The sequence below is a fragment of the Methanolobus profundi genome, assembly GCF_900114835.1.
Classification (GTDB): Archaea; Halobacteriota; Methanosarcinia; order Methanosarcinales; family Methanosarcinaceae; genus Methanolobus; species Methanolobus profundi.
The window spans coordinates 90,555-106,522 of record NZ_FOUJ01000006.1; the positions used below are offsets into that span (position 1 = coordinate 90,555).

Annotated in this window: 11 protein-coding genes; 3 read left to right on the plus strand and 8 right to left on the minus strand. The window is 41.7% G+C overall.

Going from position 1 to position 15,968, the window contains the following annotated elements; genetic code table 11:
• Window positions 1–35: 35 nt before the first annotated feature.
• Together proB and cca are read left to right on the plus strand one after the other, a co-directional pair.
• Window positions 36–1,160, plus strand: coding sequence for a glutamate 5-kinase (gene proB / locus BM008_RS12755; RefSeq protein WP_091937623.1), 1,125 nt, complete (start codon window positions 36–38; stop codon window positions 1,158–1,160).
• 106 nt (window positions 1,161–1,266) lie between these two features.
• Window positions 1,267–2,613, plus strand: a complete 1,347-nt coding sequence (gene cca / locus BM008_RS12760) for a CCA tRNA nucleotidyltransferase (RefSeq protein WP_091937625.1) — start codon at window positions 1,267–1,269, stop codon at window positions 2,611–2,613.
• Between the two features lie 30 nt (window positions 2,614–2,643).
• On the opposite strand, the gene BM008_RS12765 is transcribed toward cca, so the two are convergent.
• From BM008_RS12765 to BM008_RS12800, 8 genes are all read right to left on the minus strand, one after another.
• Window positions 2,644–3,480: a DNA-3-methyladenine glycosylase family protein gene (locus BM008_RS12765; protein ID WP_091937627.1), complete on the minus strand. Its 837-nt coding sequence runs from the start codon at window positions 3,478–3,480 to the stop codon at window positions 2,644–2,646.
• Between the two features lies 1 nt (window position 3,481).
• The gene (locus tag BM008_RS12770) at window positions 3,482–4,831 is read right to left on the minus strand and encodes an ADP-dependent glucokinase/phosphofructokinase (protein WP_091937629.1); all 1,350 of its coding nucleotides are present in this window, start codon (window positions 4,829–4,831) and stop codon (window positions 3,482–3,484) included.
• Window positions 4,832–4,844: 13 nt separating this feature from the next.
• Complete coding sequence (pfkC, locus tag BM008_RS12775; protein ID WP_091937631.1) at window positions 4,845–6,320, minus strand: ADP-specific phosphofructokinase; 1,476 nt, start codon at window positions 6,318–6,320, stop codon at window positions 4,845–4,847.
• 84 nt (window positions 6,321–6,404) lie between these two features.
• Window positions 6,405–7,346 carry an N-acetyl-gamma-glutamyl-phosphate reductase gene (gene argC / locus BM008_RS12780; protein ID WP_091937633.1) on the minus strand — a complete coding sequence of 314 codons (942 nt, stop codon included), beginning with the start codon at window positions 7,344–7,346 and terminating at the stop codon, window positions 6,405–6,407.
• Between the two features lie 100 nt (window positions 7,347–7,446).
• The gene (locus BM008_RS12785) at window positions 7,447–8,793 is read right to left on the minus strand and encodes a WD40 repeat domain-containing protein (protein WP_143072356.1); all 1,347 of its coding nucleotides are present in this window, start codon (window positions 8,791–8,793) and stop codon (window positions 7,447–7,449) included.
• A gap of 33 nt (window positions 8,794–8,826) precedes the next feature.
• On the minus strand, window positions 8,827–9,903 hold the full coding sequence (locus tag BM008_RS12790) for a WD40 repeat domain-containing protein (protein WP_091937637.1): 1,077 nt from the start codon (window positions 9,901–9,903) through the stop codon (window positions 8,827–8,829).
• 286 nt (window positions 9,904–10,189) lie between these two features.
• A complete protein-coding gene (gene argJ / locus BM008_RS12795; RefSeq protein WP_091937639.1) occupies window positions 10,190–11,374 on the minus strand; it encodes a bifunctional ornithine acetyltransferase/N-acetylglutamate synthase in 1,185 nt (394 codons plus the stop codon).
• Window positions 11,375–11,385: 11 nt separating this feature from the next.
• Window positions 11,386–11,853, minus strand: coding sequence for a CBS domain-containing protein (locus tag BM008_RS12800; protein ID WP_091937641.1), 468 nt, complete (start codon window positions 11,851–11,853; stop codon window positions 11,386–11,388).
• A gap of 291 nt (window positions 11,854–12,144) precedes the next feature.
• On the opposite strand from BM008_RS12800, the gene BM008_RS12805 reads away from it, so the two are divergent.
• On the plus strand, window positions 12,145–15,900 hold the full coding sequence (locus tag BM008_RS12805; protein WP_177188067.1) for a NosD domain-containing protein: 3,756 nt from the start codon (window positions 12,145–12,147) through the stop codon (window positions 15,898–15,900).
• Window positions 15,901–15,968 lie beyond the last annotated feature (68 nt).

Consider the following 15,968-nt stretch of genomic DNA (forward strand, 5'->3'; position numbering starts at 1 on the left):
ACAAAATACAGGAAATGACATAAGGAGCATCACTTTTGACAGACAGGAAAGAGCTCTTCAGCGATGTAAATAAGATAGTCATAAAGATCGGCACCTCATCCATCAATACAGAAGATGGAAGACTTAACCGGCAATTCATGGAGAACATGGCTGCACAGGTAGCAAAGCTTCATGAAATGGGAAAGAAGGTCATTCTTGTAAGTTCAGGTGCGATCGGCATAGGCATCGATATACTGGACTTTGACACAAGACCAAAGGAGATACCTGTCAGGCAGGCATGTGCTGCTGTTGGCCAGGGCGTCCTTATGCAGGAATGGGGAAATTCCTTTGCAAAACATAACCTGAAGGTCGCCCAGATCCTCCTTACCTATGAATCATTCTCTAACAGGCTCACCTATCTCAACCTCAGGAATAGTATATCCACTCTCCTGAGCTATGGTGTCATACCTATCATCAATGAAAATGACAGTACCTGTGTAAATGAGATCGAAGCCACTTTTGGTGACAATGACAAGCTTTCAGCAATGGTTGCAAGCAAAATGGAAGCTGATCTCCTGATAATACTTTCTGATATTGATGGGCTCTATGACAAGAACCCAAAAAGGAACGATGATGCAACGCTCCTTAGCCTTATCGAAGAGATAACACCAGAGGTTGAAAGCTATGGTGGCAGCCCTACAAGCATGAAGGGCGTAGGTGGCATGAGAACAAAGATCGAAGCCGCTAAAATATGTAACATGTCAGGATGCTATCTCGTGATCGCAAACAGCGCCACAGAGAATGTTATCACAAAGATCCTCAGTGGTGAAGAGATAGGCACACTTTTCCTTGCTAACCAGGATGTACACAAGAACAGGATACGCTGGATACTGCTCTCCAAGTCATGTGGTTCCATCGAGGTCGATGCAGGAGCAAAAGAGGCGATCCTCAACAGCATGAGCCTGCTACCATCAGGAGTTACAGGCGTTAATGGCGATTTTGACAGAGGAGAGATCGTTGAGATCATGTGTGAAGGAAAGGTCTTTGCAAAAGGCATCACCGACTACAGCTCCGAGGAACTGGAGAAGGTCAAAGGCCAGCATACCGACATGATAGCTGATATCCTTGGTTACAAGAACTATAACCATGTCATAAAGAAAGAGAACGTAGGTATTTGCTAGGTCATTGTTCATTTTAACCCTGGCAGGGTGCATATCCTAACCTGTGACGTTCATTAATTTTTTATAACTTGTATCTAATATTTAGAATTAAATCATAAGGTCAAAAATGACACTGGAAGAGAAGATACTTGCCAGGATCAAGCCCAGTCCTGAAGAAAAAAAGAAGCTTGAAGAAGTAGCCTCAGAACTGCTTGAGAAGGTAAGCAAAGCAGCCAGGACCCTGGAGGTAAGTGATATAATTCCAAAACTTGTAGGCTCTGCTGCAAGGAACACATGGATATCCGGCACTCATGATCTTGACATCTTCATATCGTTCCCTGCTGATACCAGTCGTGATGATCTGGAAAATAACGGCCTTCTAATTGCACGAGAAGTTGCAAAGGAAGGAGAGAACATAGAAGAACGTTATGCAGAGCATCCATATCTGAACATGCACTATGGCGGATTCGATGTGGACCTTGTCCCATGTTTTGCTGTAGATTCTGCTTCTGAGATAATATCAGCCGTGGACAGGACACCTTTTCACAACGAATTCATAAAAATGGCCATACCGGGTCGTGAAGATGATGTGCTCATCATGAAACAGTTCATGAAAGGCACCGGAACCTACGGTTCAGAGCTTCGTACACAGGGTTTCTCAGGATACCTCACAGAGCTGCTGACGATCCATTATGGATCATTCCGCAACACCCTCAGGAATGCATGTAACTGGAAACCGGGACTTACTATCGATATGCTGGAACATGGGAGCATCAAGCATAAGGACCCCCTTGTTGTGATCGACCCAACCGATCCAAAAAGAAATGTTGCAGCTGCGCTTTCCATGAACCAGTTCGCAAGGTTCATAGATGCTGCCAGAGAATACACAGAAGAGCCTACAGAAGAATTCTTCTTCCCAAAGCAAAAGAAAGCAATGAAAGATGATGAGATCATCGATATGATAACATCAAGGAGAAGTTCCTTCGTTGCGATCTGTTTTACTCCACCCGACCTTGTGGATGACATACTATACCCACAGCTGGATAAAATGGAACACTCTGTACGTTCACTCTTCGAAGAATACGAGTTCCAGGTGCTCAACTCGGGCTACTGGGTAAATGAAGAGGCAATGATCCTGATAGAACTTACCACATCCCAGCTACCTCTTGTTAAAAAACACAGAGGTCCGCCTGTATGGGCATACGGACATGCAAAGGGATTCAAGGACAAGTACATAGGTTCAGATGAGCTATTCTCCCTGTATCTGGAAGATGGATTCTACGTTGCAGATATCAGGCGTAAGTTCAGCACAGCAAAAGAACTACTTGAAGGAAGAATGCACCACTGTTCACTTGGGAAGCATCTTGGAAAAGCAGTGGAATCAGGATTTACTGTGCTTGAGAACACAGATATTGCTAAGATCAACGACCCCGGATTCAGGCGTTTCCTCAGAAAATGGGAACAAGGCAAATAAAATCCCAACCATTGCCCATCAAATTAAGGTTCAGAGACCTTCAAGTCTTTTCTGATAGAAGAAATACTGCTGTGCATAGCCACAGTAGTGTCCAAAATACATTCGACCCCATTTACCGATCTTGCTCTTTGTGGCATTTCCATTGAAGAACTCATGGTCACCGTAAACTGTCTTCACGACCTTTTCCACATGAGTATCCACAGGGAATGCTTCCATTTTTTCAAAAGCAAAGAGAAGTATGCAGTCAGCAACCTTTTCCCCTATACCCTCAAGGAACATCAATTTCTGTTTTGCGGACTCATAGTCCAGTTTGAAGACATCATCAAGAACAAGAGTTCCACTGTCTACATGTCCTGCGGCTTTAATTACACGACCTCCCCTGAAACCAAGCTTGCAGGCTCGCAGGTCATCGTCACATGCATGGACAAGTGAATGAGGTTCAGGAAAACTGTAATAGCCTTCTCCAAGATCATTACCATAGTTACTGCACATCATAGAGATCGCCCTTTTGATGTTAGGGATGCTCCAGGCAGTTGCAAGCATATACGAAATTAGACATTCCCATGGGTCCTGCCTTATGAGACGCAGCCCCATGTACTTGTTTATTGCCTCATCCATGAACTCATCTTTGTTCACTTCCCGAAGGATCGAATCGAGGTCATCGTCAAAGCGGAAATAGTTCTCAAAGAAGCTTTTCGGCAGCTTTGAATCAACGGTAACCTCACCTGTATCATCATCCTGCTGTAACCTTGCAACATCGCCGTTCACTACCCCGGTCCACCAGCCATCGATAAAGTCCCACCGGAAAACCTGCCCACAATCAAGAGTGTAGTTCAGGTTGAAGTTCTCTGAGAAAAGAGTATACATATCAGGAGTTGAGTTCAAGCTCCCTTAAAAAAATAGCGGCCGATATTGTGTCCCCAAGTCCCACAGTAGATACGGGCTCATCACATATCCGGGTCGGAACAATGGTTACCTGATATGAGTTATATATCCCACAGACACCACTACAGTTCCATTCTTCCTCCATGTGCTTTGCCAGTCTTATTGATGCTGCCTTACCAGGATCGCTTTCCCTGATCCCACCGGCCATATCCAGCAGTTCATCCCTGTCCGAAAGCTTTCCTGAACATGCGAAAGCTGCTGCACACTTCACACCGAAATCCATGGCCTGTATGATAAGTTCAGGATCATCTTCATCCATGCATGAGACCGAAAGCACGAATTCCCTTGTATGCACCAGCATCCTGCAAAGCCCGTGATCATTACAAAGAACTATTGCAGCTTCTGCTATTGCCACAGGGTCCATTCCAAGTATTGGTTTGGGATCCATGTCATTGACCCGTGCAAGGATCGCAAGTTCATCCTCGTTCATACCTATCCTGTCAACCACGGGAGAAAGTGTCGAGAATGCGTAGGAAGCTATATTCTCAGAAGAGAAATGCCCCATTTCAACATGGAGGTGAAGATCTGCCCTTTTCTTTTTCCAATCTATGAGCTGTGCAAGGGACTCATCCACCCTTGTTTTGTAGTCACCATCATCCAAATCCTCCTGAAGCATATGGTAACCCGAAACTATAGCACCATCCATCTCTTCTGCATGTTCCAGAGAATATTCTCTGAAATGCTCATCCATGTAAAGTCTGAAATTAAGAGGATCATATGTTGCTATGAAACGATTCTCTCTGGGAACAGATATCCTTTTACCTGACAATATGAATGTGTCACCCTTTTTGAAATCGAAGACAAAATGAATTAGTTCCTGCCAGGATCCCCCTGAATGAAGTATATGTTCCAGATCACTGCTATTGTACAGTTTACCCTTGTAAGGATGAAGGATCGCCTTTCTGGAAAAGAACGATGCCTGGAGTTCGGTCAGGCTTGCAACATTGGGTATGACCTTTGTAGCTCCAAGTTCAGATAGAACATTGGACATTATTCCCATATTGCCACCCATTCTCATGAACGACCTTTCGAGAAATGTCTCTTTCAACCACTCGAACACATTACTGTCATGGATAAGCCACTCAGCACCTGTTCCATCACGCATACATATAACAAGACCTGCAAGGAAATCGGATACTGAAGATATTGAACCAGTAGGATCGTTCATCTTTTCTGGAATATTGTCATGAACTTCAAGCATCCGGGTAAGCTCTTCACAGTCTACGTGAACTATGGAATCTATATTCGCATTGTAAGCACAGAGAATATTCATCAGTTACTCCGTATCAGCATATGTTGATCTTTGGCATCCTGGCGAGCAATGCAATAAAAGCACCTGCAGATATCGCATCACCAATGCCAACTGTCGCCACGGGATCTTTAACGACCTTTGAAGGGACTATCACCAGACCGTGTCCTTCCGCACTGATACAGCCATCTTCGAAATCCTCAGATGAACAGATACCACGCCTTACGAGATATTTCTCAAGTTCCAGAAGGTCATCATATCCCTGATCATAGACAGGAACACCAAGTCCTACCGAAATATCATCGATGTTTGTAACAGAACCAAGGGTAGCCTGTGTAGCTGCAAGGGCTGAAGCAAAAAGAAGAGCTTCCCTCTGGATGTTCGCATCCAGAGGATGATCCTTTGAGACTACGCAGATATAGTAGCCAAGTGAATGGATGTGGACCCTCTGGAGTTCAAGCTCCTTTAAAAGCTTGACAGCTCCTTCATAAAGAGAGACAACACTATCCTCACCTTTGTTGATCACTGAGTATGCCAGCTCCTCATATCCAAGTACATTGAGTGCATTGGCAACCTCTACCGTATCAAGTCCAAGGGAAGTTACATGCTTCTTAACGATCTCAGTGAGAAGAGCTTTACGGATCACCTTGTTCTGTATGGAGGTGAATTCCACATGTATACGCATCTGGGGATTACATCCTTTCAGGCGCTCGATGACATTCACGGCTTTTTTGACATAGTCAACATAGGTGGTTCCATCCTCATATTCCTCTTTGATCATCTGATAACCGGCAAGTATGGCACCATCGATATCTTCCCTGATCTCATCCAGTTGCTCATACATGTCATTGCCCATGTCGATACGTAACCAGTTCGGTCTTGAGGACACTATGAGACGATTGTCCCTTGGAACCTCGAAATCTTCGCCAGCACAACTGAATCTCATACCCTTTGAGAATTCGATTATCCAGTTGATCTTGGGTTTCTGCTCAGGGTCGAATGCTTCCTTCGGGTGTTTTAAAATAAGTTTTCCATCCTCGATAACAGGATGTTTGAGATGAGGAGAATCAATGAAATATTCCGCCTGCTCTCTTGAGAGCCATGGAACATAGGTGATAACGTTCTTCACACCAAGGTTGACCAGAAGATTGGACATGATTCCGGCCTGACCGCCCATCCTGGCAGAATCAAAGACAAGATTGTCCATGAGCCACTCATGGAGATCTGTGGTGTATGTCGGCACCTCGGCAGCTTTGCCATCCCGCATGGCTATGAAAAGCCGGGCCATGAAATCTGTCGGGTCCTTTATCTCTCTCGGATATTCAATTATCCTTTCCCGGAGATTCTTATAACCAATTATACTTACGAGCTTTTTGATCTCATCTACCCTGATATGTTTCATGGCATCAACATTGCTGTTATAAGCCACGAACACTCCCTGCACATTCCCAATATGTTCCTTCACATTGAAAACAGCTTCCTCATACCGTTTCTCCCAATCGGCGATATCCATTATCTCACCCAATGGATATAAATTATGTTTAGAGAGTATTTATATGCGATGGATGAGGGGAAATAATAGAAAAAATAGGTGGTTTTAGAGGAGACCGGTGGTCTCATCCATACCAAGCATAATGTTCATATTCTGTATCGCTGCACCTGATGCGCCTTTGCCTAGATTGTCAAGACGGGATATTACCTGTATCTGATTATCATTACCGTAGATGTAAAGGTCCAGATAGTTGGTGTCGTTGCTTCCCTGCACATCAAAAGCATTGTCCACAAGATCATCTGCCTCATCTGGCACATGGACACGGATAAAGATAGAATCTCCGTAGTACTTCTGATAAAGTTCATACAGCTCATTCTTTGTCACAGGTTTCTCCAGCCCATTAACAGACAAAGGCAATGTTGCTGCAAGTCCTCTTGGGAAATTGGAAACCACTGGCATAAGAATTGGTTTCACGTTCAGACCCGAATGGACCATTATCTCAGGAACATGCTTATGGGTAAGCCCAAGAGCATACTGCCTTGGAGCCTTATAGGCACGTTCTTCTGTGGTCTCATAGGTCGCGATCATCTGTTTCCCGCCACCAGTATACCCGGTTATGGAGAACAGAGGAACTGCTGTCTCCCTGGAAACTATCCCTTCTTTCACAAGAGGATAAAGAGCTGCAATAGAAGCCGTAGCATGACAGCCCGGATTGGACACCTTGCTTGCACCGATGATCTTTTCCCTGTGTTCAGAAGAGAGTTCAGGCAAACCATAAGCCCATGCTTCATTTATACGGTTGGCTGTGGATGCATCGATGATCTTTGTATTCGGATCTGTGATCAGACCCACTGTATCCTCTACCGCCTCGTCCGGCAGGCACAGGAACACAAGGTCTGCCTCGTTGAGCAACTGAGTCCTCAATTCCCTGTTGTGGCGCTCCTCATACGGAATCTCAAGTATCTCAACCTGCGGATGCTTTGCCAGACGCTCATTAACCAGTAAGCCGGTCGTTCCATGTTGACCGTCCACGTATATCTTGTACATTATCTTCCTCAGATACTCTGATAGATTATATTGTTATTCTATATTTCGGCTCTGGAATGTTCTTCATCATTTAGAAGTGTAGTTAAAAAATATTAGAGGACTATTCTTCAAGCTTTTTCCTTCTTTTTGGAGCCACAAAGAGTATGATAAAAAGAACCATAATAGAAGTGACTACAAAAGCTATTCTGATGATATAAAAAAGTGTATCCAATGTATCCTCTATATACTCATTTTCCTTTATGTCCTGAAAGTCCCAGAGGAAAACAGCATCACTTTTTAGCATCGTACTATAAACTTCAAAATAAATTCCATCTTCATATGCATTTGAAAATGCCTTCTCAGCTGATCGATAGTACTCCGAACTCTCCGAAAGGTCTCCACCGTTTGCAAGATAAGTCATGTTTGGAGAGAAAGAAACACAATCAAGCCAATAAGCATTTGAGCTCATCGAAAAGTCTGCAATCTTTTCTTCGTTATCAACATCCCATACAACCATATTGCCACCGTAAACAACTGCAACGTATTTTCCATCTGGAGAAAGGTCATATGAAACAAAATATTCATCCATACCATACTTTTTAAAGTCACGATATAGGTTTCCATTTGTGGAATTGAATACCTTTATTGAATTCGTACTTCTGGAACGACCAGCAAATATGTTTCCATCATCTGAAAATTGGATCTCTTCGAGAGAACCTGTGTTCACACTAAAACTGGGAGTTTCATTTTTCCAATCCCAGAAAATAGTTTCTGAAGATGTTTTCTCGTTATAGTAATTTACAGCAAGATAGTGACCATCTGGAGTAAATACCAGTGATGATACCTCTTCATTATTGCTTTCTAAAAATGATGCTGACGCTTGTGATGATATGGACCATATTTTTACGACATTGGTCCCGCTGGAGATATTGTTGTAATAAGATGCTGCAAAGTACTTTCCATCAGGGGAAAATGCCACATTTCTTACAACGTTATTTTTCATTTCATATTTCAGATACTCACCTGTTTCAAAATCCCATAAGTAGATATCTGATATAGAAATTCCAGGATTCTCACGTTTACGGTGTTCCTTGGTGTATGATTCAAAATCAAATAAAGTCCCTCCAGTCAAAACGTATTTTCCATCAGGAGAGAATTTCACAGAATGCACATGTGTTCGATCATGTTTGCCAAGAAGGGATACCAAACGTTCTTTTTCTGTTACATTGTTGGGGTCAGATATGTCCTCTCCTGTCTCTAGATTCCAGATAAGGACATATCCTGAATAATCCCCAATAACAAGAAAGTTTTCATCAGGAGAAAAATCCAATGTCGCGATATTGACTATAGATGGATAAGAAACCTTGACAGGAATTGGTTCATCTGTGGCAGACACTTGAGGTAAGAATGCTATAGCTACGAGCAATACAAACAGGAAAAACATTAATTTGTTTATTTTATTGCACATGCGAATGTTTCCTTAAGCCATAGAGTAAAAAAATCACTCATAGTAACTTTCTACAATCTCCGTGAAATTATAGATGAACACCATGCCCTCATCAAACTTGGTTCCTACTAAATACCTGGAGTCTTCAGTAGCTTTAAGTCCAACTATGATCTCTTTTCCGTCAGCAGAGAAAATTGCTGCATTAAAATTATCTACATAGTCCAGCTTGTAACTTTTAGTCCTAAGAATCTGCTTTTCCGAAGATATATCCCATACAATTAAAGCAGATGGATCAACTGCCATCAGGAATTTACCATCCGGTGATAAAGAGAGATCATAAGGCATATCTGCGTCATAAAACTTACTTTTTACCTCGTACGAATCAGTATCCCATACAAAAAGTCCCCTACCATCCCCATTTTCCCCTGCCAGAATGCTACCATCTTTAGAAAATTGCAACTTAAATGCAGAAATTCCATCCAATGTTGTCTGAGTTGCTCCGGTCTCTGCATTAAAGAAAACGATGCTGTCTGCACAGTCTTCATGACCTTCAAAACTTATGACTACAAATTCACCATCAGGAGAAAATACAAGGGATTTTACTCTATAATTGTCGCTAATAATAGATTTTTCAACCTCACCTGTTTCCGTATCCCACAAGTTAACAGTACACTGACCAGACCCTTCTCCTATTTTGTAAGAAGATGCATAATATCTCCCATCTGGAGAAAAAGCCACATAATTTATTAGATTATTTTCCATATCATGTGCTCTAACAGTGGTTTTATTTTCTACATCATATAAGGTAAGGTGAGACTCGAAAAGTTCAGGATTATAATAATTAGAATATACCAACAAATATTTGTTGTCCGGTGAAAACTCCAAGCCTGCTGGATTGTATGGTTCATTTCCTAAAATATCGATGTCCCCACTGTTTTGAACCCCGTTATAACCAAATGATCCTGTTTCTTTTGTTTTATTCCACAACATAATAGATCCATCAATAGCACAACCAAATGCAACATAGTTATTATCTGGAGAACAATCAATACCACTTATCCTACCATAGTCATATGCAACCTTTTCAGGAATAAAGTCATCCAGTGACTCAGCAGGAGTTACACTATCCAAGAAACCACTTTTGACATCAGGAAAAAGGCTAGCTAAGATAATAAATATGAAAATAAGTCGGGCTGTCTTCATTTGTGATTCCATGATATGTGATCCGGTTTCATTTGATCTTATGTTGAAAAAAGCAATAAGAATTACTGAATATTGAAACTATTTTCAACTCTACATACCAGAATACATTATATATTTATTTCGATTTGCGTTTATTCCAATCAGTAATGGATGAAGAAGAGAAAAACAATAAAAGAACCACAGAGGGAACACTCCCTCAAACTATTAATGAAAATCAGGTCGTATACTCAGCATTGATCCTGACATAATCGTACGTCAGGTCACAGCCCCATGCTGTGGCACTCTCGTGACCCATTCCGAGGTCAGTTATGATGAATATCTCATCCTCTGCCATGATGGACTTAAGCTGAGAGAGTGTTTCCTCGTCGTTCTTCACGACCTCGCCGTTCTTTACCAGTTCCACGACCTCGGTCCCTGCTGAGAATGAGAGTGAGATCTTCGTCTGGTCCATATTGGCACCGGAATATCCTGCTGCAACTACGATACGTCCCCAGTTCGGGTCCTGACCGAATATGGCGGATTTGACCAATGGAGAGCGAACTATCGACTTAGCTGCAAGACGGGCATCCTCCTGTGTGGCTGCTCCTGTAACTTTGGATTCTATGAGCTTGGTAGCTCCTTCGCCGTCTATGGCTATCATCTTTGCAAGCTCGGTAAGTACGAGGTCAAGACCTGCCTGAAGGTCAGTGATCTCAGGAGTGATGCCGGACTGTCCTGTGGCTGTCAAAAGAACCATGTCGTTGGTGCTTGTGTCACCGTCCACGACTATCATGTTGAAGCTCTTATCAACAGCAACCGTAAGACATGACTGTAATACATCCGGGTGGACCTCTGCATCGGTGTAGATAAATCCAAGCATGGTTCCCATGTTCGGCTCGATCATACCCGAACCCTTGGCAATACCTGCAATGCGGATACCACAGTCCATCTCAATGGCTATCTCCTTTGGCACAGTGTCGGTTGTCATGATAGAACGTGCTGCGCTCATGCTGGCATCGGCGTCCTCACCCATTAAGTCCAATACCTCGCCCAGATGAGTGGTTATCCAGCTTGTGTCAAGCTTGCGTCCCACAACACCTGTGGAAGCCACACCGATAAGTTCTTCCTCAGTTCCAAGTTTGGATGCAAGTGAAGATGCCATGATCCTTGCATCAGCAAGTCCCTGAACACCTGTAAAGGCATTGGCATTGCCACTGTTCACGATAACACCGGAAAGCCTGCCGGTCCTATTGATATGCTCTCTGGTGACCACCAGTGGAGCTGCAATTACTTTGTTCCTGGTGTATACTCCGGCAGCGTTCCCTTCTGCCTGAATGATAGTCAGTCCCATCTTTCCGGGTTTAATGCCACCGGCACGCACGCCTTTTACAGCACATATACCGCCTTCAATGAATTTCATGATATTCCTTCTTACAATTTTCCAAGACCGTTAATGATGTCACCACGTGTGACAATTCCCACAAGAGTTCCGTCCTCATCCACAACTGGAAGGCGGTTTATCCTGTGTTTGCTTATGACAGTGGAAGCATCCTCTATAGATGAGTCAGGACCAATTGCATAAACACTCTTTGTCATTATCTCCTTGATCGGTTTTGAACCCACATCCTCAAGCATATCCTTGGTCTCCTCCCAGTTGAGCAGTTCGCGGAGAGGAACCTCAATAACCTCAAAAGGACTTGGTAACCAGAGTCCCCCATGTTCTGGGATCTCAAGCAGTTTAAGGATATCTCCTTCGGAAACTATTCCAACTACCTTTCCACCATCAACAACAGGAAGACCACTAACACTTTTTTGCTTCAGGAGCTGTGCTACCTCACGAATAGGAGTTTCAGAGGAGCAAGTAACAACTTCAGTGTTCATTACATCTTTTACGTCCATGATTATACCTTACTTTACTATGATATTTCAGGATTTGCACCTTAAGGAAAGATCACACCATCCACATGATCTCTTCCCTGTTATCTGAGCATATGATGAAAAGTAGTTTTTGTGTATAATGCTTGTGCTTTGGAAAAGCGGGAATATGTAAAGAAGTGACTTCCGGGTCTATTCATAACTGAAATGAGCAGAGATACAGTCAAAACATACTACATAATAGCAGAAAGTATATAATTGATGTATTAAATAATGCACTCAATATATTATAACAGATATATACGAGTGTACATTATGAAAAATAAAGGGACATTATTATTAAGACAACTTATCATAGCGACGATATTGCTGGTGTTGTCCTCATGCATCTGGACAGGTTCAGCAGCAGAATTAATGGTTGGTGACGGACAGACATATTCGAGTATCACTAATGCACTTGCCATTGCAAACAACGGTGATATAATTACCGTAACAGATGGCACATATGTTGAGAACATAGACGTTAGCAAGGAAGTAACCATCCGCTCTGAGAATGGCTCTGCAAACACAACAGTTCAGGCCGCTACAAACAGTGATGATGTGTTCTATGTTACTGCTGATCATGTAACCATCAGTGGATTCAATATCACAGGTGCAGATTCAGCTTGCGGTATTTTCCTTGTGTCTGCAAGCAACAATACACTAACAGACAACAAGATATACGGAAATGACAAAGGTGTCTACCTGCATACTTCTTGTGACTATAACACCCTGGACAATAATATTGTAGATTCGAATATCAATTATGGAATATGGGCAGATGAAACATCGAACTGGAATGAGTTTACAAACAACTCTCTCATTAACGACACTAGTGGTATTTACATCAAAGAATCAGAACATAACATATTAATAAATAACACTGCCACTGAAAATGTAAGAGGGATCTATCTATTATCATCCGAAAATTCTACTGTCATTGACAATTATCTGTATGAGAATAATTATGGTATATACTTTAGTTCTTCAGGCAACAATACTCTAACAGGTAACAATGCAAGTTCAAATTCTGTTTACGGTATTTATCTATACACTTCAAACAACAACACTCTGACAAACAGTATTGCTAATAACAATAATTTAGGCATTTACCTGGATTCTTCAAGCAACTATAATGATCTGACAAATAACACTGCCGCTGGAAATACAATCGGAATCCATCTATTATCATCCGAAAATTCTACTGTCATTGACAATTATCTGTATGAGAATGATGAGGGTATTCGCTTGCATACGTCAGGCAACAATACTCTGACAGGCAACAATGCAAGTGAAAATGGTTACGGAATTTGCCTGACATCATCAAGCAACAACACTCTAACAGACAATATTGTCAGTGGAAATGATTATAGTGGTATTTACTTGCAGACATCAGGCAATAATACTCTGACAGGCAACAATGCAAGTGAAAATTCTGCTTATGGTATTCTTCTACACACTTCAAGCAACAATACTTTGACAAACAGTACTGCCAATAACAACAATTTTGGCATTTACCTGTCTTTATCAAGCACCTATAATGATCTGACAAACAATAGTGCAAGTGGAAATGATTACGGAATTTACCTGTCATCATCAAGCAACAACACCCTGACAGACAGTACTGCTAATAACAACAGTTATGGCATTTACTTGTATTCTTCAAGCAATGATAATGACCTGACAAATAATAACGCCAATGAAAATACTAATTATGGAATTCACCTGTTATCATCAAGCAATAGTACTTTGACAAACAACAATGCCAATAACAACAGTTATGGAATTTACCTGTCATCATCAAGCAACAGTACTTTGACAAACAATAGTGCCATTAACAATGATGTGTATGGAATTTACCTGTCATCATCAAGCAATGGTACTTTGACAAACAACAATGCCATCAACAATTCAAACGGGATCTACATATACTCTTCAAGTAATAGCAATATGACAGAAAATACCATGTCAGCAAATTCCTATAATCTTGAAATTGTTGATCCTTCGTCAGAATATCAACATTATGACATCGATACGAGCAATCTTGTTGATAATAAGCCTGTATATTATCTTGTAAACCGTTCTGATATGACAGTACCTTCTGAAGCAGGAGTGGTGTATGCAATTAACTCTACCAACATCACTATTAATGGAGCTGAGATCGGTAATGAATACTATGGTATCTATTTCCTGAATACCGAAAATTCCACCATTGAAGATGTTACGGTCTCAAATTGTTACCAGGGCATCTATCTTGAGTCTTCAGGAAATAATACACTCAGAGGCAATACCGTCACAAGCAATGATGACGATGGTATCCATCTTGAATCTTCAGAAAATAATACACTCAGAGACAATACTATCACAAGCAACGGTGACAATGGTATCTATCTTTATTCATCAGGAAATAATACACTCACAGGCATCACTGCCACTGAGAATCGTGATTATGGCATATATGTTTCCAGCTCAAATTATAACTCGTTTATAAGTAATGTATTAAGTTCTAATGAATATGGGATATACCTGTCCTCATCAAGCAACAACGACCTCAGGGAAAATGATGCAAGTTCAAATGCAATGTATGGATTTTATCTATATTCATCTGACAATAATACTCTGATAGAAAACATTGCAAATAACAATGAATATGACAGTAGTTATATTGATATCAGGTCTATGTTTGTCAACTCTGTGATAGAACCTACTGGAGCCATATCCAGCGGGACTGCAACAGGCTTCTGCATTTTGTATTCAGACAACAATATCCTTACCAATAACAGTGCCAATTACAATGTTGGTTCCGATGCTGTCCCTGTAGATACAGCTTTGAATAGTGTTGTAACCCCTAATGTTGCTTCAGGTTCCATTTATTCCTGTGGTTTCTATCTTGAGTCAGCAGACAATACAACCCTCACAGACAATACTGCAATAGGAAATGATGACTATGATATCTATTCCACATCCTCCCCGAACTGTACTGTTGATAAACTTGTACTGACAGGAGATTCCATGCAAATGTCTTTCATCACAGATAGTTATATAACTGCAATAAGTGGAAATGAAACAATTTCCTATACCCTTTCCGGTAAAGCCAATGTCAATGGCTATGTGGATATTGGTAATGCAAATAATGTCAATGCAACGTTCTTCTATGACGATTCAGGAATGAGCAGTTCCGCTGAATCATCCATAGCTTTGTATAGACTGAATGGCAGTGCATGGGTAGCGGTTCCAAATACTTCACTCAACACATCAGCAAATTATATATCTGTGAATCTGACCGATCTTGGATATAGTATAGAGATTATCGCAATTGAAGACTATACAAGTACTTTCGGACTCTTCAGGGATGCTCCAAGCTCTTCAAGTTCCGGTTCAGATGGAGGTTCTGTAGCTACAAGGGTAAGGTATGAAGGAACGATAACTGACCTTTCTCTTGGCGATGATGGAAAAGTAAAAGGTGATACAGTTGTCAAGTCATCTGATGCTAAGACAACACTGACATTATACAAAGGAACTAAGGGTGTTGATCCAAATGGCGATCCCGTTAGCAAGATCATAATCACTACACCTGCATCCCTTCCATCTGACACTCCAAAGGAGGTACTTGAATCAGGACTTTATGTTGACTTCGGACCTTCTGGAACGACATTTGACAATAAGGTCATGATCAATATTGATTTCGACCCGGCAGATTTTGAAGGTAAGACACCGGTGATATACACCTACACATCTGAAGATGGATGGATAGCCCTGGAAACAACCGTAGACTGGGAAAATGGCAGAGCAACAGCCTATACCACACACTTCTCACTGTATGCGGTGTTTGCATCAGATGAAGTGGAAGGAACAGATGACCCTGTGATCAAGACTGAAGAAGACACAGAGGAAACATCTACAGTTCCGCAGGAAGACACAGAGGATGATGAAAGTGGTTATGGATACCTCTATGGACTACTGGGAATAGGAACTGTCACAGCTCTTGGGATCGTATATGTAAAAGGCCAGAATGGTAGAAGAGGACTTTAAAGTCCTCTCTTTTCTTTAATGCTAAATAAGAACAAAGGATCAATATATCCTTTGATCATCATTTTTAA

What these genes read in the sequence shown, in the direction of transcription:
- cca (WP_091937625.1), top strand. Translation starts at nt 1,267, where the DNA reads ATGACACTGGAAGAGAAGATACTTGCCAGGATCAAGCCCAGTCCTGAA.
- BM008_RS12765 (WP_091937627.1), bottom strand. Translation starts at nt 3,480, where the DNA reads ATGTATACTCTTTTCTCAGAGAACTTCAACCTGAACTACACTCTTGAT.
- BM008_RS12770 (WP_091937629.1), bottom strand. Translation starts at nt 4,831, where the DNA reads ATGAATATTCTCTGTGCTTACAATGCGAATATAGATTCCATAGTTCAC.
- pfkC (WP_091937631.1), bottom strand. Translation starts at nt 6,320, where the DNA reads ATGGATATCGCCGATTGGGAGAAACGGTATGAGGAAGCTGTTTTCAAT.
- argC (WP_091937633.1), bottom strand. Translation starts at nt 7,346, where the DNA reads ATGTACAAGATATACGTGGACGGTCAACATGGAACGACCGGCTTACTG.
- BM008_RS12785 (WP_143072356.1), bottom strand. Translation starts at nt 8,793, where the DNA reads ATGTGCAATAAAATAAACAAATTAATGTTTTTCCTGTTTGTATTGCTC.
- argJ (WP_091937639.1), bottom strand. Translation starts at nt 11,374, where the DNA reads ATGAAATTCATTGAAGGCGGTATATGTGCTGTAAAAGGCGTGCGTGCC.
- BM008_RS12800 (WP_091937641.1), bottom strand. Translation starts at nt 11,853, where the DNA reads ATGGACGTAAAAGATGTAATGAACACTGAAGTTGTTACTTGCTCCTCT.
- BM008_RS12805 (WP_177188067.1), top strand. Translation starts at nt 12,145, where the DNA reads ATGAAAAATAAAGGGACATTATTATTAAGACAACTTATCATAGCGACG.